The sequence below is a fragment of the Arsenicicoccus bolidensis DSM 15745 genome, assembly GCF_000426385.1.
Classification (GTDB): Bacteria; Actinomycetota; Actinomycetes; order Actinomycetales; family Dermatophilaceae; genus Arsenicicoccus; species Arsenicicoccus bolidensis.
Genome location: NZ_AUFG01000013.1, coordinates 41961 through 66676 on the forward strand (window position 1 = coordinate 41961; position 24716 = coordinate 66676).

Genomic DNA, 24716 nt, shown 5'->3' on the forward strand with positions numbered 1-24716 from the left:
CCCGCACGCACAACGAGGTATCGGCCCAGGTCGATGTGGCGGCTGGCGCCGTTGTGCGTGTGAGCTCGTTCGATGCGGGTGGATAGCCTGGCGACCATGTCCCGCGTGCTGTGCGTCGATGTCGGCTCGACCTTCACCAAGGCGGTGGTCGTCGAGACGGGGACGGGCGAGCTGCTGGCACGGGCCGAGACGCCGACCACCGTCGGGACGGACGTGCTGGACGGCTACCGCACGGTCCGCGACCTCGCTGAGGCGCAGCTGCCGGACGGTTCAGGGGAGATCGACGACGTGCTCCTGTGCTCCAGCGCGGGCGGGGGGCTGCGGCTGGCGGTGGTGGGATACGAGCGGACGGTCACGGCCGAGGCGGGGCACCGGGTCGGGCTGTCCGCGGGGGCCAAGGTCGTGCACGTCAGCGCGGGGGAGCTCGACGCACAGGGCATACGTGACCTGCGGGATGCCCGCCCCGACGTGGTCCTCCTGGTCGGCGGGACCGACGGGGGCAACGCAGAGGTGCTGCGGCACAACGCGACTCGCCTGGCGCGGGCGCGCGTGACCATGCCGATCGTGGTGGCCGGCAACGCCGAGGCCCGCGACGAGGTGGTCGCCATCCTGCGAGAGCGCGGTCGGCGGGTGGTCGCCACCGACAACGTCGTCCCGCGCATCGGCGTCATCGCGCCTGAGGGTGCGCGCGCCGCCATACGCGAGGTGTTCCTCGATCACGTGATCGGCGGCAAGGGCCTGTCGAGAGGGCCGACGTTCGCCGCCCTGGTGCGTGCCGCGACCCCCGACGCCGTGCTCAGCGGGGTCGAGGTGCTCTCGGCGCTGCACGACGGGGACGTGCTGGTCGTGGACGTGGGTGGGGCGACGACCGACGTCTACTCCGTCATCGAGCCGCAGGGCGAGGACGCGACGCTGCGCAAGCACGTGGTCGGCCCGATGTGGGCGATGCGCACGGTCGAGGGGGACCTCGGGATGCGGTGGAACGCCCCCACCATCGTCGACGCGGCCCCCGCGGAGGGCCTCGCGGTGAGCGAGGGACTGCGCGCGTATGCCGAGAGGGTGCACGCCGACACCGGGCACCTGCCGGCCGACGCAGACGAGCGCGGGCACGACGCGGAGCTGGCCCGGCTGGCGGCGACGATCGCGGTGCGGCGCCACGCACGACCGGACCGCCCCACCGGTGACGTCGCCCTGGTCCTCGGGTCGGGCGGGGCGCTGAGGCACGGCGGCGGTGCGGGGGAGCGGGGCAGCGTCGCGGACGCCGTCCTCGGGGCGGTCACCGGCGACTGGGCCGGCGGGTGGCGGGTGCCCGACCACGCGCGGACGGCCGTCGACCGGGACTACCTGCTGTGCGCCGTCGGCCTCCTGGCCGGCGTGGACGAGGCGGCGGCGCGCCGCGTGGCCGCACGCCTGCTGGGGTAGGCGCTCAGGCGACGTAGGGCTTGGCGTCCTTGATCTTGACCGTGATGGTCTTGCCGTTGGGGGCCTCGTAGGAAGCCTGGTCGCCCTTCTTCTTGCCGTTGATGGCGGCACCGAGGGGGGACTTCTCGGAGTAGACCTCGAGGTCCTCGTCGCCGGCCATCTCGCGGCTGCCGAGGAGGAACTTCAGGTCGTCGCCGAACAGGTCGACCGTGACGACCATGCCGGGCTCGACGATGCCGTCGTCGGGCGGGGTGTTGCCGACCTTGGCGGTCTCCAGCAGCTGCTTGAGCTGGCGGATGCGGGCCTCCATCTTGCCCTGCTCCTCCTTGGCCGCGTGGTAGCCACCGTTCTCCTTGAGGTCGCCCTCGTCACGGGCGGCCTCGATGCGCTTGGCGATGTCGGTGCGGCCGGGGCCCGACAGCTGCTCGAGCTCACCCTTGAGGCGGTCGTAGGCCTCCTGGGTCAGGAAGCTCTGCTGAGCGGTCGTCTCGGTCACGATGATTCTCCTGGTCGGTATAAGTTCGGGTCCGGACCGCAGCGACGAGGCTCGAAAGAGCCGCGCGTCAGGTCCAGACCCGGCACGAGTAAGCCTCCATTGTACCAACTGGTCCCCGCGGTGGTGCTCGCCGGGGGCTAGACGCGCGTGCAGAGCTTGACGGTGCCGGTCACGGCCCGCGAGGTCGTGCGCAGGCTGGTCTTGGTGCGCGTGGTGTCCTGGCGGTCGTCCGCCGGCACCCGCACGTGGGTCGTGCCCACCGGAGCGAAACGCACGTCCAGGGCCTCCACCTCGCAGGACACGGTCCAGCCGCGGGGCCGGGTCACCTCGAAGTCCACCATCACCGACCGGTCGTCGGCGACGCGGTAGTTGATGACCCGGTGGGTGACCACGTCCGTGGCGTTCTGGACGCCGATCCAGGCGAGGAGCGCGATCGCCGGGACGAGGATGGCTGCCGCGATCCACCACCACCGACGCGTGCCGAGCCGGGGGACGACGGGCTGCTCGAGCTCCTCGTCGTAGTCCCGCTCGTCCACGTCCGGGTAGGCGTCGTCAGGCACGTCGGCTCCTGCAGGTGGTTCGGGGCACAATGGGGTTCGCCCCCCACCGTAGTCCCGCCGGAAGGACCCCTCGTGACCGACACCGCCCGTGGCCCGCTGCGGCTCATGTGCGTGCACGCCCACCCCGACGACGAGTCCAGCAAGGGTGCGGCCACCATGGCCCGCTACCGCGGGGAGGGGCACGAGGTCCTCGTCGTCACCTGCACCGGCGGCGAGCGGGGGGACGTGCTCAACGAGAAGCTCAAGGACGACCCGCACATCCAGCGCAACCTGCCCGAGGTGCGCCGCCAGGAGATGGCCAAGGCGCGCGAGATCCTCGACGTGGACCAGGTGTGGCTGGGCTTCGTCGACTCCGGTCTGCCCGAGGGTGACCCGCTGCCCCCGCTGCCGGACGGGTGCTTCGCGCTGGAGCCGCTGGACGTCACGACCGAGGCGCTGGTCCGCGTCGTCCGTGAGTTCCGCCCGCACGTGATGACCACGTATGACGAGAAGGGCGGCTACCCGCACCCCGACCACGTCATGACCCACGTGGTGGCGATGGCGGCGTTCGAGGCGGCGGGCGACCCGGACCGCTACCCGCACGCCGGCGAGCCGTGGCAGCCGCTCAAGATCTACTACAACCAGACCTTCTCCAAGGCGCGCATCACGGCCTTCCACGAGGCGATGCTGGCCGGCGGGCACAAGAGCCCCTACGACGACTGGCTCAAGGGCTGGCGCGACCGCCCCGAGCGGACCGTCACCACCAAGATCCACTGCGCGGAGTACTTCCCCGTCCGCGACGCCGCCCTGATGGCCCACGCCACGCAGGTGGACCCCGACGGCACGTGGTTCCAGGTCCCCCTCGCGATCCAGGAGCAGTCCTGGCCCTACGACGACTTCGAGGCGGCGCTGTCCTACGTGCCGATCGAGGCGGGCGAGGACGACCTGTTCGCCGGTCTCGGCACGCCCGATGAGGCCGACGCGTCGGGCCGGCGGACGGACCTGTCCATCGCCTACGACGGCCGCGTGGCCCTCGAGGCGGAGCACGAGCGCGAGCGCGAGGAGCGAGCCTGATGAACCCCGGTGGCGGCGGCAACGACCTCTACAACCAGATCGGCCCCGGCTTCGCGGCCTTCGTGGTCGTGTTCCTGCTGGCGCTCGCGATCTGGCTGCTCGTGCGGAGCATGAACGGCCACCTGCGCCGGGTGCGCTACCGCGAGGCCGCGGAGCAGCAGGCGCAGCGTGAGCGCATCGAGCGCAGTGAGAGCCGTGAGCAGGACGGGCGGCGTCCGCAGACAGGGTCCGGACGACAGGAGTAGCCTCGGCACGGTTCGTGCCGCGCAGCACGTCGCCGAGCCCGCTGTCCGCCGAGTCACCGGTGAAGGAGGTCCCCCGTGCGCAGCTCAGTCGGCAACCCGCTGTACTCCGCCTACGAGCGTCGGCTGCTCAGCCAGCTCCCCACCGAGGGCCTGCCGCGTCACGTCGGCGTCATGCTGGACGGCAACCGGCGGTGGGCGCGGGCCAAGGGCGCTGACACGGCCGAGGGCCATCAGGCCGGGGCGGACCGGATCGAGCACCTGCTGGAGTGGTGCGACGAGGTGGGTATCGAGTTCGTCACGCTGTGGCTGCTGTCCACCGACAACCTCAACCGCCCCGAGGCCGAGCTCGCGCCGCTGCTGCGCATCATCGAGGGCGCCGTCGCCTCGCTCGCCGAGCAGCAGCGGTGGCGCATCCGCCTGGTCGGGGCGCTGGACCTGCTGCCGGCCGAGACCGCCGCGCCGCTGCGGTGCGCCGAGCAGGCCACGGCCGAGCTCGACGGCCTCGTCTGCAACATCGCCGTCGGCTACGGCGGACGCCGCGAGATCGCCGACGCCGTCAAGGACCTCCTGCGGGCCGAGGCCGACAAGGGCCGCTCGCTGAAGCAGATAATCGAGACGCTCGACGTGGACCAGATCGCCGACCACCTCTACACCAAGGGCCAGCCCGACCCGGACCTCGTGATCCGCACCTCGGGGGAGCAGCGGATCGGTGGCTTCCTGCTGTGGCAGTCCATCCACAGCGAGTTCTACTTCTGCGAGGCCTACTGGCCGGACTTCCGGCGGGTCGACTTCCTGCGGGCCCTGCGGTCGTATGCCGACCGCGAACGGCGTTACGGCTCCTGAGGTCTCGCGCGCGCGGCCGCCGGCATCGCCGGGCGCACCCCTGCCCCGAGCGGTCCGTCGTCCGCGACGCCAGGGGTCCGCGCGGGTGAACTTCGGCTGAACCCCGACGCGTCGCGGCGGGATATCCCGCGCGACCACCACCGGGCGCACGTAGCGTGGCGGCATCCGGCGCATCCAGCGCACGGATGGGAAGGCCTTGACGTTGAGGGAGCCACACGAGCTCCGGACGGGGGCCGGACCCGGCGCCCCGGCGCCAGGGTCGGCCTCCGGACCGAGAGCGAGCGCGACGGCACCGTCGCGCGTGGGAGTCAGCGTGACGCAGACCAGCCATGACGAGTCGTCGGTGGACCAGCGGGGCGAGGGCGCTCCGGACGTCCCGCACGCCGAGGCCGTCGGGGACGCCGGCGCCGGACAGGGCGCGGTGGCCGAGGGGTGCCGCACCTACGTGATCGACACCTCCGTGCTCCTGTCCGACCCCCGGGCGATGCTGCGGTTCGCCGAGCACGAGGTGGTGCTCCCGGTCGTGGTCGTGACCGAGCTCGAGGCCAAGCGGCACCACCCGGAGCTCGGCTACTTCGCCCGCCAGGCGCTGCGGCTGCTCGACGACCTGCGGGTCAAGGAGGGCCGCCTGGACCACGCGGTGGCGGTCGGTGACGACGGCGGCACCCTGCGCGTCGAGCTCAACCACACCGACCCGCGCGTCCTGCCCGACGGGTTCCGTCTGGGCGACAACGACACCCGGATCCTGGCGGTGGCCAAGCACCTGTCGGACTCCGGTCGGCACGTGACGATCGTCAGCAAGGACCTGCCGATGCGGGTCAAGGCGTCCGCGGTCGGCCTGGACGCCGAGGAGTACCGCCACGAGTGGAAGGTCGACTCGGGCTGGACCGGCATCGTCGAGCTGGAGGTCGCGCCGGAGCAGCTGGACGCGCTCTACGAGAACGGCCGCGCCGAGATGCCCGAGGCCAAGGACCTGCCCGTGCACACCGGCCTGATGCTGTCCTCGGCCCGGGGCAGCGGTCTCGGCCGGGTCGGCGCCGACGGCGCGGTGCGCCAGGTGCGCGGCGACCGGGACGCGTTCGGGCTGCACGGCCGCTCCGCGGAGCAGCGGATCGCCCTGGACCTGCTGATGGACCCGGACGTCGGCATCATCTCGCTCGGCGGTCGCGCGGGCACCGGCAAGAGCGCGCTGGCGCTGTGCGCCGGGCTCGAGGCCGTCATGGAGCGCCGTCAGCACCGCAAGGTCATCGTCTTCCGCCCGCTCTACGCCGTCGGTGGCCAGGAGCTCGGCTACCTCCCCGGCACCGAGAACGAGAAGATGGGGCCCTGGGCGCAGGCGGTCTTCGACACCCTGGGGGCCGTCGTCTCCACCGAGGTCGTCGAGGAGGTCATCGACCGTGGCCTGCTCGAGGTGCTGCCGCTCACGCACATCCGCGGACGGTCGCTTCACGACGCGTTCGTCATCGTCGACGAGGCCCAGTCGCTCGAGCGCAACGTGCTGCTCACGGTCCTGTCCCGCATCGGCCAGAACTCCCGCGTCGTCCTCACCCACGACGTGGCGCAGCGCGACAACCTGCGGGTCGGTCGGCACGACGGCGTCGCGGCGGTCATCGAGACCCTCAAGGGGCACCCCCTCTTTGCCCACGTCACGCTCACCCGCAGCGAGCGCAGCCCGATCGCGGCCCTCGTCACCGACCTGCTGGAGGGCCTCGAGATCTGACAACCGTGCGGGGACGGGGCGCCACGGGGCAGGGGTGTTCCGCTCAAGGGAACCCCGCACTGAGGCGTGCCTAACCTCGGGCGTAGCGTGGCCCGCATGAGGCCCACCGACACCCTGCAGTCCGTCCCCACGAGACGACCGGTGCGGCTGACCCTGGTCGACCTGCCGCTCGTGGCGCGACGACGCCTCGCGGAGCTGGGCCTGCGCGCCGGCGCCACCGTCGAGGTCGTCCACCGCACGGCGGGCGGCGGTCGCGTCGTGGCGGTGGCCGGCTCGCGGATCGCGCTCGACCGGGCCACGGCGCACGGCATACAGGTCCTCGTGGTCGAGGAGGCTCCGGTCGTATGACGCAGGCCCCGCCCCTCCCGGCCGCGCCCGGTGCCGGCGCGGCCGCCGCCGGCTCCACCACGGTCGCCCACATCACCGCGAGCAGCGTCCCGAGCTGCCACAGCGACGCAGGGGGCCCGGCCGCGGCCCCGGGCACGCCCGTCGTCGCGCTCGCGGGCTCGCCCAACGTCGGCAAGTCGACGTTGTTCAACGCGCTCACCGGCGCCCGTCGCCAGATGGGCAACTGGCCCGGGACGTCCGTCGAGGTCGGGCGCGGCGCCTGGCGGATGGGGCACGCCGCCGCGGGGGGCGGCACCGGGGGCGGGGACGAGCCCGCCGGCCCGGTCGCCGAGGTCGACCTCGTCGACCTGCCCGGCGCCTACAGCCTCGACCCCGCCTCGCCGGACGAGGAGCTCACCCGGGCGTTGCTGATCGACAAGCCTCCCGCCGAGCGCCCCGACGTGGTGGTCGTCGCGGCCGACGCGGCGCACCTGGCGCGCAGCCTCTATCTCGTGGCCCAGGTGCGCGAGCACGCCCTGAGGGTCGTGGTGGCCCTCACCATGGGCGACGTCGCCGAGCGCCGCGGGATCCACGTCGACGCCGACCGCCTTGCGGCGGCCCTGGGCGTGCCGGTCGTGGAGGTCGACCCGCGTCGGCGCACGGGGCTGGACCCTCTCGCGGAGGTCGTCGTCCAGACCCTGGCCCGGCCCGTGCCGGCGACCCGTCCTGGCGCCGCTTCCGGCATACGGCCTCGGCACCCCGACGACTCCGACGACTCCGAGCTGATGCTCGCCGACGACCGGTTCGCGTGGGTCGAGGCCGCCGTGGAGGCTGCGGCCAGCCACAGCGGCGAGGTGAGGGTCGGGTGGACCGACCGCGTCGACGGGATCGTGACGCACCGCGTCTGGGGACCGCTGGTCTTCCTGGCCGCCATGTGGGTCGTCTTCCAGCTCACGACGACCGTCGCCGCACCGATGCAGGACTGGCTCGACGGCCTGTTCACCGGCCCGATCAGCGACGGCGCCGGCTGGCTGCTCGAACGGATCGGTCTGGGGGACAGCCCGGTTCGCGGCTTCGTCGTCGACGGTCTCATCGCCGGCGTCGGGATGCTCCTGACCTTCGTGCCGCTCATGGCGCTGATGTTCGCGCTGCTGTCGCTGCTCGAGGACTCGGGCTACATGGCGCGGGCCGCCGTCGTCACGGACCGGTTGATGCGGGCGATCGGCCTGCCGGGGCGGGCCTTCCTGCCGCTCGTGGTGGGGTTCGGGTGCAACGTGCCCGCCATCGCCGCCACCCGCACGCTGCCCAACGCGCACCACCGCACCATGACCGCGCTGCTCGTGCCGCTCACCTCGTGCACCGCGCGGCTCACCGTCTACGTCCTGCTGGCCACGACCTTCTTCCCGCAGCAGGCAGGCACCGTCGTCTTCGCGATGTACCTCCTGTCGATCGTCCTCGTCGTCCTGCTCGGCCTCGCGCTGCGCTCGACCGTGTGGCGGCGCGTGGGGGACGAGCCGCTGATCCTCGACCTCCCGCCCTACCAGCTGCCGCAGCTGCGGCTCATGACCTCGCAGACCTGGGTGCGGCTGCGCGGCTTCCTGCAGACCGCCGGCGGCATCATCGTCGCCACCGTGGTCGCGATCTGGCTGCTGCAGGCCACCCCCATGCCCGGCAAGGGGTCGTTCGGCGAGGTCCAGGCGTCGGACTCCGTCTACGCCGCCGGCGCCTCCACGATCGCCCCCGCCTTCGCGCCCGCGGGCTACGGGGAGTGGCGGACGTCGTCGGCGCTGGTCGTCGGCTTCGTCGCCAAGGAGGCCGTGATCTCCTCGTGGGCCCAGACCTATGCCGTGTCCGAGCCGGAGAGCGAGCGCGAGCCGGGTCGGCTGGGCGACGTCATCCGGGAGGACTTCGAACGCTCGTCCGGCGGCCACGGCACCGCGGCGGCGCTGGCGTTCATGGTGTTCCTGCTGGCCTACACCCCCTGCGTCGCGACGCTCGCCGCGCAGAAGCGTGAGATCGGCTGGCGCTGGACGGTGTTCGGGATCGCGGTGCAGATGACGATGGCCTGGACGCTGTCGGTGCTCGTGTTCCAGGTCGGGCGGCTGGTCGTATGACGGTCCCGGGCTCCACCTCGCCCGCCGCAAGCCCGACCGTCGCGTCGGGCGGGCCGTTGCGGCAGGTGCTGGCGGCGTTTGCGTCGGGGGCGGGATCCTTGGACGCGATCTCGCGCGCGACGGGCCTGTCGCGCCCGTCCGTCGACGCCGCCGTCGACCACCTCGTGCGGATGGGCCGCATCGAGGCGCGCGAGCTCGCGGCGGGCTGCCCCGACGGCGGCTGCGGGTCGTGCGCCTCCGGCTCGGACGACGGCGACGCCGGCTGCGGCGCGGACGGTCCGTCGCGGCGCCGATCCGGCCCGGTCCTCGTCCAGCTGACCCTGCGCCGCCGATAGCCGGTCACTGGCGCGGCTCCTGGGGCCGGCAGCAGGCGAGGTGTCAGAGCTTGCGCAGGAGCACGCGGCGCACCGAGTGGTCCTCGCCCTTGGTGAGCACGAGGCTCGCGCGCCCACGTGTGGTCACGACGTTGTCCTCGAGGTTGGGGCCGTTGATCTCCTCCCAGATCCGCAGTGCCGTGGCCCGCGCCTCGGCGTCCGACAGGTCGGCATACCGCCGGAAGTAGGACGCCGGGTCGGCGAAGGCCGTCTGCCGCAGCTTGAGGAAGCGGTCGACGTACCACTTCTTGATGTGGTCCATCCGTGCGTCGACGTAGACGGAGAAGTCGAAGAAGTCCGAGACGGCGAGGCCGAGGCGCCCGTCGCGGCGGGGCTGGGGGGCCTGCAGGACGTTGAGCCCTTCGACGATGAGCACGTCGGGCTGCTCCACGACGACCTGCTCGCCCGGGACGATGTCGTAGACGAGGTGGGAGTAGACGGGGGCCTGCACGGACGGCGCCCCGGCCTTGACGGCGGCCACGAACTTCAACAGCGCCCGCCGGTCGTAGGACTCCGGGAATCCCTTGCGGTGCATGAGGCCTCGCTCGGCGAGCACCGAGTTGGGATAGAGGAAGCCGTCGGTGGTGATCAGCTCGACCTTGGGGGTGGACGGCCACCGGCGCAGCAGGTCGCGCAGCAGGCGGGCGGTCGTGGACTTGCCGACCGCGACCGACCCGGCGACGCCGATCACGAACGGCGTCGGCGGGGGCGTCGACTCCATCAGGAAGCTGCTGGTGACGCGGTGCAGCTGGGAGGTGGCGTCGACGTAGAAGGAGAGCAGGCGTGACAGCGGGAGGTAGACCTCCTCGACCTCCTGCAGGTCCAGCGGCACGCCGGTGCCCTGGATGCGGGCGAGGTCGGCGGCGTCGAGCGAGAGGGGGTGCCGATCCCGCAGCCGGGCCCACGCGGCCCGGTCCATCTCGACGTACGGGGTCGAGACCGGCGCGACGGCAGCGTTGGACGACACCCCGACATTGTGGCCCATGAGCAGGTATGACGCCCCGCCGCCTCGCGCACGTGGGGGTTTCTCGCGTGGTGAGGGCCTCGAGCCGGTTATCGTGTGCCGCATGTGTGGAATCGTGGGATACGTCGGCCCCCAGGTGGATGGCAAGGCTCAGCAGGTCGTCCTCGAGGGGCTGGCCCGGCTCGAGTACCGCGGCTACGACTCGGCGGGCATCGCGCTGGTCGGGCCCGACGGGGTCTCGTCGGCCAAGAAGGCCGGCAAGCTCGTCAACCTCACCACCGAGCTGGAGGCGCACCCCCTCGGGGCCGCCAGCACCGGCATCGGTCACACCCGGTGGGCGACGCACGGCGGACCCACCGACCAGAACGCCCACCCGCACCGCGGTGGCGAGGACCGCAAGATCGCGGTGGTCCACAACGGCATCATCGAGAACTTCCACGTGCTCAAGACCCAGCTGCTCGCCGAGGGCGCGGAGTTCCTGTCCGAGACCGACACCGAGGTCGCGGCCCAGCTGCTGGCCAAGGCCTACGACGGTGACCTGACGGCGGCCATGATCGACGTGGTCAACCGCCTCGAGGGCGCGTTCACGCTGCTCGCCGTGCACGCGGACCACCCCGGCACGGTCGTCGCGGCCCGCCGCAACAGCCCGCTGGTCATCGGCCTCGGCGAGGGCGAGAACTTCCTCGGCTCCGACGTCGCCGCGTTCATCGGCTACACCAAGTCGGCCATGGAGGTCGACCAGGACCAGCTGGTCGTCATCACGCCGGAGGACGTGCAGGTCATGGGCTTCGACGGCACGCCGGCCCAGGGCAAGAGGTTCGAGGTCACCTGGGACGCCGAGGCGGCCGAGAAGGGCGGGCACTCGTCCTTCATGGAGAAGGAGATCCTCGAGCAGCCCAAGGCCATCGCCGACACCCTGCTCGGGCGCACCGACGAGGACGGCAAGCTCGTGCTCGACGAGATGAACATCGACCCCGAGCGCCTCAGGGCCATCGACAAGATCATCATCGTGGCCTGCGGCACCGCGTTCTACTCCGGGCTGTCCGCCAAGTACGCCATCGAGCACTGGACCCGCATCCAGACCGAGGTCGAGCTGGCGCACGAGTTCCGCTACCGCGACCCGGTCGTGGACGATCGCACCCTCGTCGTCTCGATGTCCCAGTCGGGCGAGACGATGGACACCCTCATGGCGGTCAAGCACGCCAAGGACCTCGGCGCCCTCACGGTCTCCATCTGCAACACCTACGGCGCGACCATCCCGCGCGAGTCCGACGCCGCGCTCTACACCCACGCCGGCCCCGAGATCGCCGTCGCGTCCACCAAGGCCTTCACCGCCCAGATCGCGGCCTGCTACCTGCTCGGCCTCTACCTCGCGCAGCTCCGCGGCGGCACGTATGCCGAGGACGCGCAGGCCGTCATGCGTGAGCTCGCCGAGATCCCGCAGCACGTCGACACGGTGCTGGGCTCCATGGACCGCGTCCGCGAGATCGCGCGCTTCATGTCCGACACCCGCTCGGTGCTCTTCCTGGGACGCCACGTCGGCTACCCGATCGCGCTCGAGGGCGCGCTCAAGCTCAAGGAGATCGCCTACATCCACGCCGAGGGCTTCGCGGCCGGCGAGCTCAAGCACGGCCCGATCGCCCTGATCGAGCCCGGCCAGCCGGTGTTCATCGTCATGCCCGCGCAGGACAGCCCCTACGACCTGCACGCCAAGGTCGTCTCCAACATCCAGGAGATCCGCGCCCGCGGTGCCCGCACCCTGGTCATCACGGAGGAGGGCGACGAGGCGGTCCGGCCGTTCGCCGACGAGGTCATCGAGGTGCCCCGCACCAGCGTCATGATGATGCCGCTGCTGTCGATCATCCCGCTGCAGGTCTTTGCCTGCGAGCTCGCCACCGCCAAGGGGCTGGACGTCGACCAGCCGCGCAACCTCGCCAAGTCCGTCACCGTCGAGTGACGGCGGGCGTCGGCATACGAGCAGGTCGTCCATGATCCTGGGCGTGGGGATCGACGTCGTCGACGTCGAGCGCTTCGCGCGCACCCTCGAGCGGGCTCCCGGCCTGCTCGAGCGGTTGTTCACGCCCGAGGAGCGCGGACTGCGCACCGAGTCGACCGCCGCCCGCTTCGCCGCCAAGGAGGCACTGGCCAAGGCGCTCGGATCGCCCGGCTCGCTCAGCTGGCACGACGCGACGGTCGTGCGGGGCGAGCACGGCCGACCCTACTGGCAGGTACGCGGCAGCGTGCAGGACCGGATGGACGACCTCGGCGTGACTAGGCTGCACCTGTCCCTGTCCCACGACGCGGGCGTGGCCTCGGCGTTCGTTATCGCCGAGAGGTGACACCCCGGCCGGTCCCGCTCCGGCGATCGCAAGGAGGCCCGAGATGATCCACGCCTGGTCGGTCGACGACGTCCGTGCCGCCGAGGAGCGTGCCATGGCGCAGCTCCCCGACGGCGAGCTGATGCAGCGGGCCGCCACCGGTCTGGCCCAGGTCGTCGCCGCGCGCCTCCCGGACGACACCAGCACGCAGCCGCTCGTGGTCGCGCTCGTCGGCGGCGGCAACAACGGCGGGGACGCCCTCTGGGCCCTCGCGCACCTCGCGGACCTGGTGGGGGAGCCGCTCGACCTGGTCGCCGTCCTCACCACCGAGACGCCGCACGAGGAGGGTCTGCGCGCAGCGCGCCGGGCCAAGGTCGAGATCCTCGACGCCACGGGCCAGGGGAGCAGGGGGCGGCGCAAGCCCGAGCCCAAGGGCCGGGCCAAGGCGGTCGAGGCCCTCGGGGTCGCCGATGTGGTCCTCGATGGCGTCCTCGGCATAGGCGGGCGGCCCGGGCTGCCCGACCTGGTCACCGAGCTCCTCGACGCCGTCGGCGACGACGCCCACGTCATCGCGGTGGACGTGCCCTCCGGCACCGACCCCATGGGCGAGCTGATCGGCGGCACAGGGGTGTTCGCCGACGAGACGGTGACCTTCGGGTGCGCCAAGCCCGTCCACGTGCTCGGCACGGCCGGCCGTTGCGGCATGCTCACGGTGGTCGACATCGGCCTCGACCTCGACACGCTCCCCGCGGCGGAGCGGCTCGACCACGACGACGTCGCCGCGCTGTGGCCCACGCCGGGTCCCGAGGACGACAAGTACTCCCGCGGGGTGGTCGGCGTCGTGGCCGGCGGCGAGGTCTACACCGGCGCACCGCTGCTCAGCGTCACGGCCGCGGTCTGCGCGGGGGCGGGGATGGTGCGCTACGTCGGTGCCCCCGGTCCCACGCAGCTCGTCCGCGCCGAGGTCCCCGAGGCCGTGCACGGGCCCGGCCGCGTGCAGGCCTGGGTCGTCGGGCCCGGTCTCGACGCGCACCCGCACTCCTGGGACCAGCTGGGCCTCGCGCAGGTGGAGGCCGCCCGCCGAGCCCTCGACAGCGAGCTGCCCTGCCTCGTCGACGCCGGCGGGCTGGACCTGCTCGACGGCCCCCGCACCCAGGCCGGCGCCCGCACCCTGCTGACGCCCCACGCCGGCGAGCTGGCCCGCCTGCTCGCCCGTCTCGACCCCGACGCGTCCGAGCTCGACCGGGCCGGGGTCGTCGCCGAGCCGCTGCGCTGGGCCCGCCGCGCCGCCGAGCTGCTGCGAGCGACGGTGCTGCTCAAGGGATCCACCACGTATGTCGTCGCGCCCCCCGCCTCCGGCCTCGCCGTCCGGGCGCAGGCCGACGCCCCCGCGTGGGCGGGCACGGCGGGGTCGGGCGACGTCCTCGCGGGGCTCGCCGGCACCCTGCTCGCGTCCGGGCTGGACCCCGTCGACGCCGGGTCCCTCGCCGCGCTCGTGCACGGGGTCGCCGCCCACGACGCCAACCCAGGCGGCCCGGTCCGCGCGCTCGAGATCGCCCAGCAGGTGCCTGCCACCGTCGCGCGGCTCCTCGCCCGCGCCTCGGAGGTGGGGTGAGCGGTGACCGGGCAGAGCTTCGCCGGTGAGCTGCGGATCGACCTGGCGGCCATCAGCGACAACGTCCGCCGGCTCGACGAGCTCGCCGGGTCCGCCGGGGTCATGGCGGTGGTCAAGGCCGGTGGCTACGGCCACGGTCTCGTGCCGTCCGCCCTCGCCGCCCTGCGCGGCGGCGCCACCTGGCTGGGGGTCGCCCAGCTGTCCGAGGCGCTCGAGCTGCGCGCGGCCGGGCTGACCTGCCCCGTCCTGTCCTGGCTGCACGCGCCCGGGGCCGACTTCGCCGCAGCTGTGGGCCAGGACGTCGACCTCGCCGTGTCCGCGCCCTGGGGGCTCGAGGCCGTCGCCGAGGCGGCCCGCGCCGTGGGCCGCACCGCCCGCGTCCACATCAAGGTCGACACCGGCCTGGGGCGCAACGGGGTGCTGCACGGCCCCGCCCTGACCTCCCTGCTCGATCGCGCCCGGGCCCTCGAGGCCGAGGGCAGCGTGCGGGTCGTCGGGATGATGCAGCACTTCGCGTATGCCGACGCGCCCGACCACCCCGAGGTCCGGGCCCAGGTCGCGCGGTTCGACGCGGCGGTGGCCGAGGCGGAGGCCGCCGGCTCCGCGCTCGAGGTGCGCCACCTCGCCAACTCCGCTGCCACGCTGACCAACCCGTCCCTCGCCTACGACCTCGTGCGCCCCGGGCTCGCCGTCTACGGCCTGTCGCCGGTGCCGTCGCTGGGTGACCACGAGCACTACGGCCTGACGCCCGCCATGACCTGGTCCGCACCGCTGGCGCAGGTCAAGGACGTTCCTGCGGGGCAGGGCGTCTCCTACGGCCACACCTATCGCACCGAGCGGGCCACGCGGGTCGGGATCGTGCCCGTGGGCTACGCCGACGGCGTGCCCCGGGCGGGCAGCGGCGTCGGTCCGCTGTGGGTGGCCGGCTCCCGGCACACGGTCGCCGGCCGGGTCTGCATGGACCAGCTGGTCGTCGACCTCGGTCCCGGCTCGGGCGCCCGCGAGGGTGACCCGTGCGTCCTCTTCGGCCCGGGGTCCGAGGGCGAGCCCACCGCCCAGGACTGGGCCGAGGCGACCGGCACGATCTCCTACGAGCTCATCACCCGCGTCGGCGACCGCGTGCCGCGCCGGTATGTCGGAGGTGAACCCGCGTGGCACCTGGCGTGACCCCCATGGGGCGGCTGACCGGGCTGGGCCTCGGCCTCGGCGCCGTCGCCGCCGGAGCCCTCGCGGGCGTGCTCTCGCGGGCGCACGCGACCGCCCCCGAGACGGACGAGACCTACGAGCACGTCCCGACGCACGAGACCGTCGTCGTCGCCGAGGACGGCACCGTGCTGCACGTCGAGGTGGACGAGCCGGACGTGCCGGCAGACCAGACGGCGATCGGGCGGCCCAGCATCGTCATCTCGCACGGCTACACCCTGTCGACCAAGGCCTGGATCTTCGTGCGGCGCCGGCTGGTCGCCGCCGGCTATCGCGTCGTGCTGTGGGACCAGCGCGGCCACGGGCGCTCCGGCCAGGGAGCCCGCGACTCCTACCGCATCGAGACGCTCGGCCGGGACCTCAAGTCCGTCATCGACGCCACCTGCCCCGAGGGGACGTTCGCGCTCGTCGGGCACTCGATGGGCGGCATGACGCAGATGGGGCTGGCCCGGCTCTATCCGACCCTGGTCCGCGAGCGGTGCGTCGCGGTGGCGTTCGTCGCCACCAGCTCCGGCGGCGAGGGGGAGCTGCGGGTGCAGCTCGGCGACCTGCTCGGTCGCGCGGCCCAGCGCGTCGGTCCGTTCGCCCTCGCCCCGCTGACCGGCCGCCAGGAGGCCGTCGAGCAGGCCCGCCGCCTCGCGCGCCAGGCCGAGGACTTCTTCACCTACCGCTACTCCTTCCACTCGCCCGTGCCGCCGAGCCTGCTGCGCTACGCCGCCGACATCATCATGTCGACGCCGATCGAGGTGATGCACGGCTTCCTGCGCACCCTGTCCGAGCACGACGAGCGCCAGGCGCTGGCGACCTTCGCGGGCATCGAGGCCCTGGTCATCAACGGTGCGGACGACCTGATGACCCCGCCGCGCCACAGCGAGGAGATCGTGCGGCTGCTGCCGGGCGCCGAGCACGTCGTGCTGACCGACGCGGGGCACCTGATCATGCTGGAGTACCCCGAGCTCGTCACCGACCAGATCCTCGAGATGCTGGACCGCGCCGAACGCCATGCCGACGGGACGCCACGGGGCCGGCGGCGCGAGGTCACCGACCTCGGGCACAGCCGCGCCACGCTCCGGCGCGAGCAGCAGGTCCGACGTCGTGAGCAGCAGGCCCGGCGCCGCGAGCAGGTGGCCCGCGCGACCGAGGAGGTCGGGCGCCAGGCGCGCAAGGTCCGGTCCGTCACCACCCCCATCACCTCCGCCCGCTCCGGGAAGGACCGCCGTGAGTCCTGACGACGCCGTGCCGCACGCGATCTCGCTGCCCACCGCCGAGGCCACGCAGGACCTCGGCCGCAGGCTCGCCACGGTCCTGCACGCCGGCGACCTGCTCCTGCTGACCGGCGACCTGGGCGCGGGCAAGACCACCCTCACGCAGGGGCTGGCCGAGGGGCTCGGGGTGCGGGGGCCGATCACCTCCCCGACCTTCGTCATCGCGCGCGTGCACCCCTCCCTCGTCGGGGGGCCGCGGCTGGTGCACGTCGACGCCTACCGCCTCTTAGGGGCGCTGGACTTCGACGACCTCGACCTGGACGCCACCGTGGACGAGTCGGTCACGGTCGTCGAGTGGGGCCACGGGGTCGCGGAGCTGCTGTCCGAGGACTACCTCGAGCTGGAGCTCACCGGCGAGACCACCCGCACCGCCCGGCTCACCGGCCACGGCCGTCGGTGGACCGGTCCGGACGCCCTCGGGGCGGTCCGGGACCTAGCCTGAGCCGTATGACGACCCTCACCGCCCTCGGCCACGAGCGCTTCGTGTCCCTCACGACCTTTCGCCGCAACGGGGAGGGCGTGGCGACCCCCGTGTGGGTGGCCCGCGACGGCGACGCCCTCGTGGTCATCACCCCGGAGGGCACCGGCAAGCTGCGCCGCCTGCGCCGCGACGACCGGGTGACCCTGCGTCCGTGCGACCGGCGTGGTCGGGTGGCCCCGGACGCCCCCACCGTCGAGGCCCGCGCGACCGTCCACGACGACCCCTGGACCGTCCAGCGCGTCATGAGCACCATGACGGCGAAGTACGGCCTGGAGTTCAAGGTCTTCATGCTCGTCGAGCGAATCATCAGGCGCGGCAACCCGGCTCGGCTCGTCATCGAGATCCGTTGAGGTCAAGCGTGCTTGATGTAGCAGGCTGACACCATGCTCAGCCGCCTCGGCTTTCCCCCGGTCGGCGACCACCGTCGGTTCGTCGTCGCCATCGGCGTGGACGCGATCGGCAGCGGCGTATTCATGCCCATCACCGTCCTCTACTTCCTGCGCACCACGGACGTCCCGCTCGAGCAGGTCGGGCTCGCGCTGTCGGTCGCCGCCGCATTCGCGCTGCCCGTGGTCCTGCTCGTCGGGCACCTGGTGGACCGCTTCGGCGCCAAGCGGATCCTGCTGGCCGCCAACGCCATCCAGGCGGTGGGCTATCTCGCCTACCTGACCGTCGACGGCTACCTCGGGGTGCAGCTGGTGACCACGCTCGTCGCCACGGGGCAGGCGGCCTTCTGGGCGTCCTACTCCCCGATGGTCGCCGCCATCACCCGTCCCGGGGAGCGGGAGCTGTGGTACGGCTTCCTCGGCGCGTTGCGCAACGTCGGCTTCGCGATCGGGGGCCTGGTGGCGGGCGTCGCGATCTCCGTCGGCACCCCGGCCGCGTTCCGCGCGATGGTGGCGGCCGACGCGGCGTCATACCTGCTCGCGCTCGTCCTGCTCCTCGCCGTCCCGGCCCACGACCGGGGTCCGGGCGGTGCGCAGCCGGCCGAGGACGCCGATGCGCACGCGGCGGGCGAGCGGTCGGGCGCCCTGGCCGGGCTGTCGATCGTGCTGCGCGACAAGCCCTTCCACGCCCTCATCGTCGCCAACACCGGCCACGCGCTCGCGTGCCTGGCGCTCAACTACGCCATGCCCGTCTACGCCGTCGAGATCCTCGACCTGCCCGGCTGGGTGACCGGCGCGATCTTCACGCTCAACACCGTCATGGTCGGGTTCGGGCAGGGGCTGGCCGTGCGGTCCATGACCGGGCACCGTCGGCACCGGGTCGTCGCCGCCGGGAACCTCGCGTTCGCAGCGGGATTCGTGCTGATGGCCGCGGCCGGGATGCTGCCGGTCGCCGTCGCGGTGACGGGGGTGCTCGTCGCGGCCGCCGTCTACACCGTCGGGGAGCTGCTCGGCGGCCCGGTCCTCACGACCGTCGCGGTCGACAGCCGCCCCGTGCACCTGCGGGGGCGCTACCTCGCCGCCTACCAGCTGTCCTGGAACGTCGCGTCCATCATCGGGCCGGTGGGTTTCTCCTGGCTCCTCGCCCGGGGGCCGCTGCCGGTGTGGGTGGCGCTCACGGTGGTCGCGCTGGCCGGGGTGGCCCTCGCCCCGGTCCTCGGTCGCGCCCTGCCCGTGGCCGCGGCCCGGGTCACCAACGACGCCGGCTGACCGCGCCGGCGCGGCGATAGACTGGCGGGCGTGCTGCTCGCCATCGACACCTCCACCACCGCCATCACCGTGGCGCTGCACGACGGCACCCGCGTGGTCGCCGAGAGCAGCGTCCTCGACGCGCGGGCGCACGGGGAGCTCGTGGCCCCCGGCATCGTGGAGGTCCTGCGGCAGGCCGGCATCGCCGCAGCCGACGTCGACGCGGTCGTGACCGGCACCGGACCCGGCCCCTTCACCGGGCTGCGCGTCGGGATCGTGACCGCGCGGACCTTCGCCCTCGCCCGGGCCGTCCCGGTCCACGGCCTGTGCTCCCTGGACGCCCTGGCCCACGAGGCGGGGCGCGGGGCGCTCGCCAGCGCGGAGCGGTTCGTCGTGGCCACCGACGCCCGCCGCAAGGAGGTCTACTGGGCCGGCTACCGCATCGAGGAGGGTCTGCCCGTGGCCGAGACCGCCCCGGACGTGCGCCGTCCCGCCGACCTCGCCCCGCTGCTCGACGGCCGGCCCGTCGTCGGACGAGGTCCGGCCCTCTATCCCGACCTGCTGGGGCCCGCGGCCGACGGCGCGCCCCTCGACGTCTCCGCCGGGTGGCTCGCCGACCTGGCCGTGCAGCGGCTCGCCCGAGGCGAGTCCCTCGCCGACACCACCCCGCTCTATCTCCGGCGCCCCGACGCCGTCCCCTCCGTCGCCCCCGTCACGGTGGTCTGATGCTGCGCGAGCTGCGCTGGACCGACATCCCCCGCCTCGCCGCGCTGGAGCGCGAGGCCTTCGCCGACGACGCGTGGACCGAGCAGACCTGGTGGGCCGAGCTCGCCGAGCGCCCCCGGCGCGACTACGTCGTCTGGGACGACCCCTCTCGTGGGGGTGTCCTCGCGTATGCCGGGATCGACGCCGCCGGTGACGTGGCGGACGTCATGACGATCGCCGTGGCGCCCGACGCCCGCGGCCTCGGCCTGGGCCGGCGGATGCTGGACGAGCTCGTCGACCGGGCCCACGCACGAGGCGCTGAGGCGCTCCTGCTGGAGGTCCGCGCCGACAACACCGCGGCACGAGCGCTCTACGACCGCAACGGGTTCGAGACCATCAGCGTGCGGCGGCGCTACTACCAGCCCGGAGGGGTGGACGCCCTCGTGATGCGGCGGCACCTTCCCGGCACACGACCTGATCACCCCGCCACCCAGGGAGAGCCCGCATGACCCGCACCGACGAGCCACTCGTCCTCGGCATCGAGACCTCGTGCGACGAGACCGGCGTCGGGATCGTGCGCGGCGGCACGCTGCTCGTCGACGCGATCGCGAGCAGCGTCGACGAGCACGCCCGCTTCGGCGGCGTGGTGCCCGAGGTCGCGTCCCGGGCCCACCTCGAGGCCATGGTCCCCACCATCGAGCGCGCCTGCCGCGAGGCCGGGGTGCGCCTGGCCGACCTCGACGCCATCGCCGTGACGTCCGGACCGGGCCTGGCCGGTGCGCTGCTGGTGGGCGTGGCCGCGGCCAAGTCGCTCGCCGTGGCGCTCGGGAAGCCGCTCTACGGCGTCAACCACCTCGCGTCGCACGTGGCCGTCGACACCCTGCAGCACGGTCCCCTGCCCGAGCCGACCCTGGCGCTGCTCGTGTCCGGCGGGCACTCCAACCTGCTGCTCGTCCCCGACATCACCCACGACGTCCGTCACCTGGGGCAGACCATCGACGACGCGGCGGGCGAGGCCTTCGACAAGGTCGCGCGCGTGCTCGGGCTCGGCTTCCCGGGCGGGCCGCACATCGACCGTGCCGCCCGCGAGGGCCAGGTGGTCATCGACTTCCCGCGCGGCCTGACCGCGGGCAAGGACATGGAGCGGCACCGCTTCGACTACTCCTTCTCGGGGCTCAAGACCGCCGTCTCCCGCTGGGTGCGGGCCAAGCAGGACGCGGGGGAGCACGTGCCCGTCGCGGACGTGGCCGCGAGCTTCCAGGAGGCCGTGGTCGACGTGCTGACCCGCAAGGCGCTGCTCGCGTGCCGCGAGAACGGCGTCGACGACCTCGTCGTGGGCGGCGGCGTGGCGGCCAACTCGCGGCTGCGGGCCCTCGCCCAGGAACGGTGCGACGCCGCCGGGGTGACGCTGCGCGTGCCGAGGCCGGGGCTGTGCACGGACAACGGCGCCATGGTCGCGGCCCTCGGCGCGCAGATGGTGATGCGCGGTCGGGAGCCGTCCGAGCTGGGCCTGCCGGCCGACTCGTCGATGCCGGTGACGGTCGTCTCAGCCTGACCGGGTCGGCGTCGACGGCGTCCTCGGCACCTACTCGCAGCGGGCGAGGCCGCGCTGCACCTTGAGCTCCACGACCCGCTCGGCCGCACGGTGCACGAGCGCCGCGAAGGCCGGGTCCCGCCGACTCTCCGCCAGCAGCGCGCGCGACATGACGCGCCCGTCCAGGGCGATCCCGGTGACCGCGACGTCGCCGCCCGCGCGGACGAAGCGCACCGCCCGCTCGCCGGTCGGGATGTGCTGGATGGCCTCCGCGCCACCGAGGTCGTCGGTCGCCACCACCCCGTCGTAGCCCAGCCGCTCGCGCAGCACCCCGGTCACCACGGGGCGGGAGAAGGCCGCCTGGGTGGTCGGGTCGATCCTGCGGTAGCGCGCGGTCGACATCATCACCACGTCCGCCCCGGCGGCGATCCCGTCGGCGAACGGCTGCAGGTAGCCGTCGTCCGCCGTCGTCTGGGTGTCGTCGATTCCGGTGGCCGAGTGGTCGGTGTTGGCGCGGACCCGCCCGAGCCCCGGGAAGTGCTTGAGCGTGGCGCCGACGCCGGCGGCGTGCAGTCCCGCGATCACGGCCGCCACCGGGGGCGACACGGCCCCGGGCTCGGTGGCGTACTGCCTCGACAGGCCGCCGATGGGCGCGTTGGCGCGGCCGAGCTCCGGCGAGACGGTGTCCGCGACGGGGGCCAGGTTGAGGTTGACGCCGGCGGCGCGCAGCTCGCGCCCGGCGTCGGTGGCCAGAGCGCGCAGGTCGTCCGGCGGCAGCGCGGCCTGCTCCACCGCGGACGGCAGGCGTCGGAAGCCGGAGCCCTTGAGCTGCTGGATCTGACCACCCTCCTGGTCGGCGGCGACGAGCAGGTCGAGCTCGTGGCCGGCCCGGTCCGCCGCCGCCTGGAGGCGACGGCTCACCTCGGCGACCTGCCCACGGTCCCGCCACCCGCCGATGAAGAAGGCGTTGCCGATCGCCTGCCCCGCGATCACGCGGCGGGCGTCGTCCTCGCGCCCCCGGGTGACCCCGACCATGACGAGCTGCCCCACCCGCTGCTCCGGGGTGAGCCCGTCGACGATGCCGGCGGCGCAGGAGGCCTGGGCCGTATGCCGGGAACCGCCCGCGGTCGGGGCCGGCGCCGGTGCTGCCGGGGCGCCAGGTGCGGTGGTCGCGGAGCCCGACGAGGAGGCCGCGCGACGCGGCAGGCCGGTGACGTCGAACGAAGGAACGTCACCCCCGCGGGTCGAGCCGGTGGCGGTCGGGGTGCTGGATCGCCCGGGACCGGCTCCGGCGCCGTCCGTGGACGCGCCGGTCGGACCCTGCGCGGTGGGTGGGGTGGCGCAGCCGGCCGTGACGGTGAGGGCAGCGGCCAGGAGGAGGGCGGGGGCGCGGGTGACGTGCGGGGGCATCAGGTCCGACGGTACCCGGGGAGGGGCTGGCACGCGCGGCGTGCTCGAGTGGCGGCAGGATGGGGCGCATGAGCCGCGTCTACGTCCTCGGGTCCCTCAACGTCGACCTCACCACCACCGTGCACCGCCTGCCCCGCCCCGGCGAGACGATCGTCGGCGGGTCGACGCGGCGCACGGCGGGTGGCAAGGGCGGCAACCAGGCGATCGCGGCGGCGGCGACGGGTGCGGAGGTCGTCATGGTCGCGGCCATCGGCGGGGACGAGGCGGGCGCGGCATACCGTGATCGGCTGCAGGACAGGATGATCGACGTCTCGCACGTCCGCGTCGTGGAGGGCGAGCCGACCGGTCACGCGTTCATCACCGTGGACCTCGAGGGGGAGAACGTCATCGTCGTCAGCCCCGGCGCCAACGCCGAGCTGCTGCCGCACCACATGGGGGTGCTGGACACGATGGCGGCGGGTGACGTGCTGCTGGTCAGCCTGGAGGTCCCGATCGAGACGGTCGCGGCCGCGGTGCAGCGCGTGTCGACCAGGGACATCCGGGTCGTGGTCAACGCCGCGCCCTACCACCACCTGCCGGTGGACGTCGTGGAGGTGGCGGACCCGCTGGTCGTCAACGAGCACGAGGCGCTGGAGCTGGCCGACGACGGCGCCTTCCCGGCGTCGCTGCTCGTGACCTTCGGCGCGGCCGGAGCCTCCTGGATGGGCGTCGAGCACCCCGCGACACCGGTCCCGCCGGAGGACGTCGTGGACACGACGGGCGCGGGGGACGCGTTCTGCGGGGCGCTGGCCGCGCACCTGGCGCTGGGGGCGACGCACGAGGAGGCGGTGGCCGGCGCGCTGCGGGCGGGCGCCGACGCGGTGCGGCACCGGGGGGCCCAGCGCGACGCGCTGCTCTGAGCGGCCCCTCCCAGCACCGCCCAGCACCGCCTAGCACAGGCCAGGGCCGCCCAGCACAGCCCAGGGCCGGACCTCCGTGCAGCCTCAGCCGGCGTCGACGGGGGCGACGTGCAGGGCCACCTGCCGGCCCTCCTGGCGGGTGAGGACCAGGATGGCGCGACCGGTGCCCTTGAGCTTGAGGGAGCGCCGCAGGCGATCCGGGTCGAGGTCCACCCCGCGCTTCTTGAGCGTCAGGTCGCCGATCGAGCGCTCGCGGCACCACGCGCGGATCGCCTTGTCCTGCAACGGGATCTCGTCGAGGATGCGGTAGGCCCGGGCCCACGGCACCGCCACCGGTCCCCGGTCGGCCGACCGCACGTAGCCCACGCCGTCGTCCAGCTCGGCCCCACCCGTGAGGCCCTCGAGGGCGCCCACCAGCCCGGCGCGGATCACGGCCCGGTCGGGCTCGTGCAGCAGGTCGCCCCGGTCGCTCCCCGGCGCGGGGCGGTCCGTGGGCACGTCGGCCTCGGTGACCACGTGCGCGGACCGCAGCGTCTGCGCATCGCCGTCGAGGACCAGCGCGGAGCGTCCGGCGGACCGGACCGCTGCGCCCCACCACAGGACGCACTCCACCACCTCGCCGCGCCACGAGACCCACTGCGCCCCGGTCCCGTCGGGGCGCGCCGCGTGCGGGAACGCGGGCGACAGCTTGGCCCCGGCTGCCTCGACCCGGCCGGCGAGGTCCTGCACGAGCTCCCACGACGGGGCCAGGTCGTCCAGACGGAAGGTCCTGCGGGTGCGCCCGGTCGCGTCGGCGACCCCGGGGGTGCGCCGGGCCGGGTCGAGCCAGACGGCGGTATGCCGGTCCGCGCCGACCAGCTCGTCGGCCACCTCCTCCGCGCGGGCGCACCGCACCTGGGGGTCAGGGGTGCCCGGGGGCCTGACGACGCCGGCGAGGTTGTGGGCGGCGAGCTCGGCGGTGACGGGGTCGGCGTCCACGGCGAGGACCTCGAGCCCGGCGTGCGCCAGGGCGGCGGCGTCCAGGCCGAGGCCGCACCCCAGGTCGTGGACGGTGCGGACCCCGGCCGCCGCCAGGCGCTCGGCGTGCTGCCGTGCCACGACGGGGCGGGTCGCCTGCTCCAGGCCGTCGGGGGTGAGCAGGAGCCGGTCGACGGCGTCTCCCAGCTTGGCGCGGCCGCGCTGGCGCAGCCGGCTCTGGGTGAGCACCGCCGCGACGAGCTCGGGGGAGTGCCCCTCGCGGCGCAGGGCGGAGGACGTGGCGAGCGAGCGGGCCTCGTCATACACCGGCAGTCCCCGGAGGAGGGCGAGCCCCTCGGGGGAGGTGAGCGCACGGGTGGTGGCGAGATCCATGGCGCCATCCTCTCCCACCGCCAGATCGACCGGCCTCGGTCACACCCGCCTGGGGAACGACGGCCGGTCGACGTGACCGCCGGGGGTAGGTCCGCGCCGCGCTGGCACTCGACTTGACCGAGTGCCAGCGGCTTCCTAGATTGTGGGTTAGCACTCTCGGCAGGCAAGTGCTAAGGGTCGACCC

Annotated in this window: 25 protein-coding genes; 20 read left to right on the forward strand and 5 right to left on the reverse strand. The window is 73.8% G+C overall.

What is annotated here, in order from left to right:
• The first annotated feature begins 96 nt into the window (after positions 1–96).
• Positions 97–1422, forward strand: coding sequence for a glutamate mutase L (locus K313_RS0109145; RefSeq protein ID WP_029211360.1), 1326 nt, complete (start codon positions 97–99; stop codon positions 1420–1422).
• Positions 1423–1426: 4 nt separating this feature from the next.
• On the opposite strand, the gene greA is transcribed toward K313_RS0109145, so the two are convergent.
• On the reverse strand, positions 1427–1918 hold the full coding sequence (gene greA / locus K313_RS0109150) for a transcription elongation factor GreA (RefSeq protein ID WP_029211361.1): 492 nt from the start codon (positions 1916–1918) through the stop codon (positions 1427–1429).
• 137 nt (positions 1919–2055) lie between these two features.
• On the reverse strand, positions 2056–2478 hold the full coding sequence (locus K313_RS20620) for a DUF4307 domain-containing protein (protein WP_019285499.1): 423 nt from the start codon (positions 2476–2478) through the stop codon (positions 2056–2058).
• A 105-nt stretch (positions 2479–2583) separates the two neighbouring features.
• Between K313_RS20620 and mca the strand changes: the two genes are divergently transcribed.
• The 7 genes from mca to K313_RS22325 all read left to right on the forward strand — a co-directional run bounded on the left by mca (position 2584) and on the right by K313_RS22325 (position 9115).
• Positions 2584–3531 carry a mycothiol conjugate amidase Mca gene (gene mca, locus K313_RS0109160; protein WP_034252552.1) on the forward strand — a complete coding sequence of 316 codons (948 nt, stop codon included), beginning with the start codon at positions 2584–2586 and terminating at the stop codon, positions 3529–3531.
• Complete coding sequence (locus K313_RS0109165; RefSeq protein WP_029211363.1) at positions 3531–3776, forward strand: DUF1656 domain-containing protein; 246 nt, start codon at positions 3531–3533, stop codon at positions 3774–3776. Before mca ends, K313_RS0109165 begins: the two co-directional genes overlap by 1 nt.
• 75 nt (positions 3777–3851) lie before the next feature.
• Entirely contained in the window at positions 3852–4619 is a 768-nt protein-coding gene (locus K313_RS0109170; RefSeq protein WP_019285502.1) for an isoprenyl transferase, read from the forward strand.
• A gap of 484 nt (positions 4620–5103) precedes the next feature.
• Positions 5104–6339, forward strand: coding sequence for a PhoH family protein (locus tag K313_RS0109175; RefSeq protein WP_240483965.1), 1236 nt, complete (start codon positions 5104–5106; stop codon positions 6337–6339).
• A gap of 96 nt (positions 6340–6435) precedes the next feature.
• Positions 6436–6687, forward strand: coding sequence for a FeoA family protein (locus K313_RS20625; RefSeq protein ID WP_051274072.1), 252 nt, complete (start codon positions 6436–6438; stop codon positions 6685–6687).
• Positions 6684–8780 (forward strand): ferrous iron transport protein B, encoded by a 2097-nt coding sequence (gene feoB / locus K313_RS0109185; RefSeq protein WP_029211366.1) that lies wholly within the window; start codon positions 6684–6686, stop codon positions 8778–8780. The genes K313_RS20625 and feoB overlap by 4 nt, the downstream gene beginning before the upstream one ends.
• Positions 8777–9115, forward strand: coding sequence for a FeoC-like transcriptional regulator (locus K313_RS22325; protein WP_029211367.1), 339 nt, complete (start codon positions 8777–8779; stop codon positions 9113–9115). The genes feoB and K313_RS22325 overlap by 4 nt, the downstream gene beginning before the upstream one ends.
• Before the next feature lie 43 nt (positions 9116–9158).
• On the opposite strand, the gene coaA is transcribed toward K313_RS22325, so the two are convergent.
• Positions 9159–10139, reverse strand: a complete 981-nt coding sequence (gene coaA / locus K313_RS0109195; protein ID WP_029211368.1) for a type I pantothenate kinase — start codon at positions 10137–10139, stop codon at positions 9159–9161.
• A gap of 82 nt (positions 10140–10221) precedes the next feature.
• On the opposite strand from coaA, the gene glmS reads away from it, so the two are divergent.
• The 11 genes from glmS to tsaD are packed head-to-tail and all read left to right on the forward strand — an operon-like array spanning position 10222 to position 20894.
• The gene (gene glmS, locus K313_RS0109200; protein ID WP_029211369.1) at positions 10222–12075 is read left to right on the forward strand and encodes a glutamine--fructose-6-phosphate transaminase (isomerizing); all 1854 of its coding nucleotides are present in this window, start codon (positions 10222–10224) and stop codon (positions 12073–12075) included.
• A 31-nt stretch (positions 12076–12106) separates the two neighbouring features.
• On the forward strand, positions 12107–12457 hold the full coding sequence (locus tag K313_RS0109205; RefSeq protein ID WP_029211370.1) for a holo-ACP synthase: 351 nt from the start codon (positions 12107–12109) through the stop codon (positions 12455–12457).
• Positions 12458–12500: 43 nt separating this feature from the next.
• A complete protein-coding gene (locus K313_RS0109210; RefSeq protein WP_029211371.1) occupies positions 12501–14051 on the forward strand; it encodes a bifunctional ADP-dependent NAD(P)H-hydrate dehydratase/NAD(P)H-hydrate epimerase in 1551 nt (516 codons plus the stop codon).
• 3 nt (positions 14052–14054) lie between these two features.
• Complete coding sequence (alr, locus tag K313_RS0109215) at positions 14055–15218, forward strand: alanine racemase (protein WP_029211372.1); 1164 nt, start codon at positions 14055–14057, stop codon at positions 15216–15218.
• A complete protein-coding gene (locus K313_RS24475; protein ID WP_156911269.1) occupies positions 15203–16483 on the forward strand; it encodes an alpha/beta fold hydrolase in 1281 nt (426 codons plus the stop codon). The genes alr and K313_RS24475 overlap by 16 nt, the downstream gene beginning before the upstream one ends.
• Positions 16473–16961, forward strand: coding sequence for a tRNA (adenosine(37)-N6)-threonylcarbamoyltransferase complex ATPase subunit type 1 TsaE (gene tsaE / locus K313_RS0109225; RefSeq protein ID WP_019285515.1), 489 nt, complete (start codon positions 16473–16475; stop codon positions 16959–16961). Before K313_RS24475 ends, tsaE begins: the two co-directional genes overlap by 11 nt.
• A gap of 5 nt (positions 16962–16966) precedes the next feature.
• Entirely contained in the window at positions 16967–17350 is a 384-nt protein-coding gene (locus tag K313_RS0109230; protein WP_019285516.1) for a PPOX class F420-dependent oxidoreductase, read from the forward strand.
• 33 nt (positions 17351–17383) lie between these two features.
• Positions 17384–18655, forward strand: a complete 1272-nt coding sequence (locus K313_RS0109235; protein WP_029211374.1) for an MFS transporter — start codon at positions 17384–17386, stop codon at positions 18653–18655.
• A 30-nt stretch (positions 18656–18685) separates the two neighbouring features.
• On the forward strand, positions 18686–19360 hold the full coding sequence (gene tsaB, locus K313_RS0109240; protein WP_029211375.1) for a tRNA (adenosine(37)-N6)-threonylcarbamoyltransferase complex dimerization subunit type 1 TsaB: 675 nt from the start codon (positions 18686–18688) through the stop codon (positions 19358–19360).
• Complete coding sequence (gene rimI / locus K313_RS0109245) at positions 19360–19848, forward strand: ribosomal protein S18-alanine N-acetyltransferase (protein ID WP_029211376.1); 489 nt, start codon at positions 19360–19362, stop codon at positions 19846–19848. The genes tsaB and rimI overlap by 1 nt, the downstream gene beginning before the upstream one ends.
• Positions 19845–20894, forward strand: a complete 1050-nt coding sequence (gene tsaD / locus K313_RS0109250; RefSeq protein WP_029211377.1) for a tRNA (adenosine(37)-N6)-threonylcarbamoyltransferase complex transferase subunit TsaD — start codon at positions 19845–19847, stop codon at positions 20892–20894. The genes rimI and tsaD overlap by 4 nt, the downstream gene beginning before the upstream one ends.
• Positions 20895–20924: 30 nt before the next feature.
• Here tsaD and K313_RS0109255 read toward each other — a convergent pair whose 3' ends face one another.
• Positions 20925–22283 carry a glycoside hydrolase family 3 N-terminal domain-containing protein gene (locus tag K313_RS0109255; protein ID WP_029211378.1) on the reverse strand — a complete coding sequence of 453 codons (1359 nt, stop codon included), beginning with the start codon at positions 22281–22283 and terminating at the stop codon, positions 20925–20927.
• A gap of 68 nt (positions 22284–22351) precedes the next feature.
• Here K313_RS0109255 and K313_RS0109260 point away from each other — a divergent pair, with 68 nt between their 5' ends.
• A complete protein-coding gene (locus K313_RS0109260; RefSeq protein ID WP_029211379.1) occupies positions 22352–23182 on the forward strand; it encodes a ribokinase in 831 nt (276 codons plus the stop codon).
• Between the two features lie 84 nt (positions 23183–23266).
• Here the strand turns inward: K313_RS0109260 and K313_RS0109265 are convergent, their stop codons facing one another.
• On the reverse strand, positions 23267–24532 hold the full coding sequence (locus tag K313_RS0109265) for a class I SAM-dependent methyltransferase (protein WP_029211380.1): 1266 nt from the start codon (positions 24530–24532) through the stop codon (positions 23267–23269).
• Positions 24533–24716 lie beyond the last annotated feature (184 nt).

What these genes read in the sequence shown, in the direction of transcription:
- glmS (WP_029211369.1), top strand. Translation starts at nt 10,222, where the DNA reads ATGTGTGGAATCGTGGGATACGTCGGCCCCCAGGTGGATGGCAAGGCT.
- K313_RS0109165 (WP_029211363.1), top strand. Translation starts at nt 3,531, where the DNA reads ATGAACCCCGGTGGCGGCGGCAACGACCTCTACAACCAGATCGGCCCC.
- coaA (WP_029211368.1), bottom strand. Translation starts at nt 10,139, where the DNA reads ATGGGCCACAATGTCGGGGTGTCGTCCAACGCTGCCGTCGCGCCGGTC.
- rimI (WP_029211376.1), top strand. Translation starts at nt 19,360, where the DNA reads ATGCTGCGCGAGCTGCGCTGGACCGACATCCCCCGCCTCGCCGCGCTG.
- K313_RS0109230 (WP_019285516.1), top strand. Translation starts at nt 16,967, where the DNA reads ATGACGACCCTCACCGCCCTCGGCCACGAGCGCTTCGTGTCCCTCACG.
- K313_RS0109210 (WP_029211371.1), top strand. Translation starts at nt 12,501, where the DNA reads ATGATCCACGCCTGGTCGGTCGACGACGTCCGTGCCGCCGAGGAGCGT.
- tsaD (WP_029211377.1), top strand. Translation starts at nt 19,845, where the DNA reads ATGACCCGCACCGACGAGCCACTCGTCCTCGGCATCGAGACCTCGTGC.
- K313_RS0109265 (WP_029211380.1), bottom strand. Translation starts at nt 24,532, where the DNA reads ATGGATCTCGCCACCACCCGTGCGCTCACCTCCCCCGAGGGGCTCGCC.
- feoB (WP_029211366.1), top strand. Translation starts at nt 6,684, where the DNA reads ATGACGCAGGCCCCGCCCCTCCCGGCCGCGCCCGGTGCCGGCGCGGCC.
- mca (WP_034252552.1), top strand. Translation starts at nt 2,584, where the DNA reads ATGTGCGTGCACGCCCACCCCGACGACGAGTCCAGCAAGGGTGCGGCC.
- K313_RS0109145 (WP_029211360.1), top strand. Translation starts at nt 97, where the DNA reads ATGTCCCGCGTGCTGTGCGTCGATGTCGGCTCGACCTTCACCAAGGCG.
- K313_RS0109255 (WP_029211378.1), bottom strand. Translation starts at nt 22,283, where the DNA reads ATGCCCCCGCACGTCACCCGCGCCCCCGCCCTCCTCCTGGCCGCTGCC.
- K313_RS22325 (WP_029211367.1), top strand. Translation starts at nt 8,777, where the DNA reads ATGACGGTCCCGGGCTCCACCTCGCCCGCCGCAAGCCCGACCGTCGCG.
- K313_RS0109205 (WP_029211370.1), top strand. Translation starts at nt 12,107, where the DNA reads ATGATCCTGGGCGTGGGGATCGACGTCGTCGACGTCGAGCGCTTCGCG.
- K313_RS0109260 (WP_029211379.1), top strand. Translation starts at nt 22,352, where the DNA reads ATGAGCCGCGTCTACGTCCTCGGGTCCCTCAACGTCGACCTCACCACC.
- K313_RS0109235 (WP_029211374.1), top strand. Translation starts at nt 17,384, where the DNA reads ATGCTCAGCCGCCTCGGCTTTCCCCCGGTCGGCGACCACCGTCGGTTC.
- K313_RS0109175 (WP_240483965.1), top strand. Translation starts at nt 5,104, where the DNA reads ATGCTGCGGTTCGCCGAGCACGAGGTGGTGCTCCCGGTCGTGGTCGTG.
- K313_RS20625 (WP_051274072.1), top strand. Translation starts at nt 6,436, where the DNA reads ATGAGGCCCACCGACACCCTGCAGTCCGTCCCCACGAGACGACCGGTG.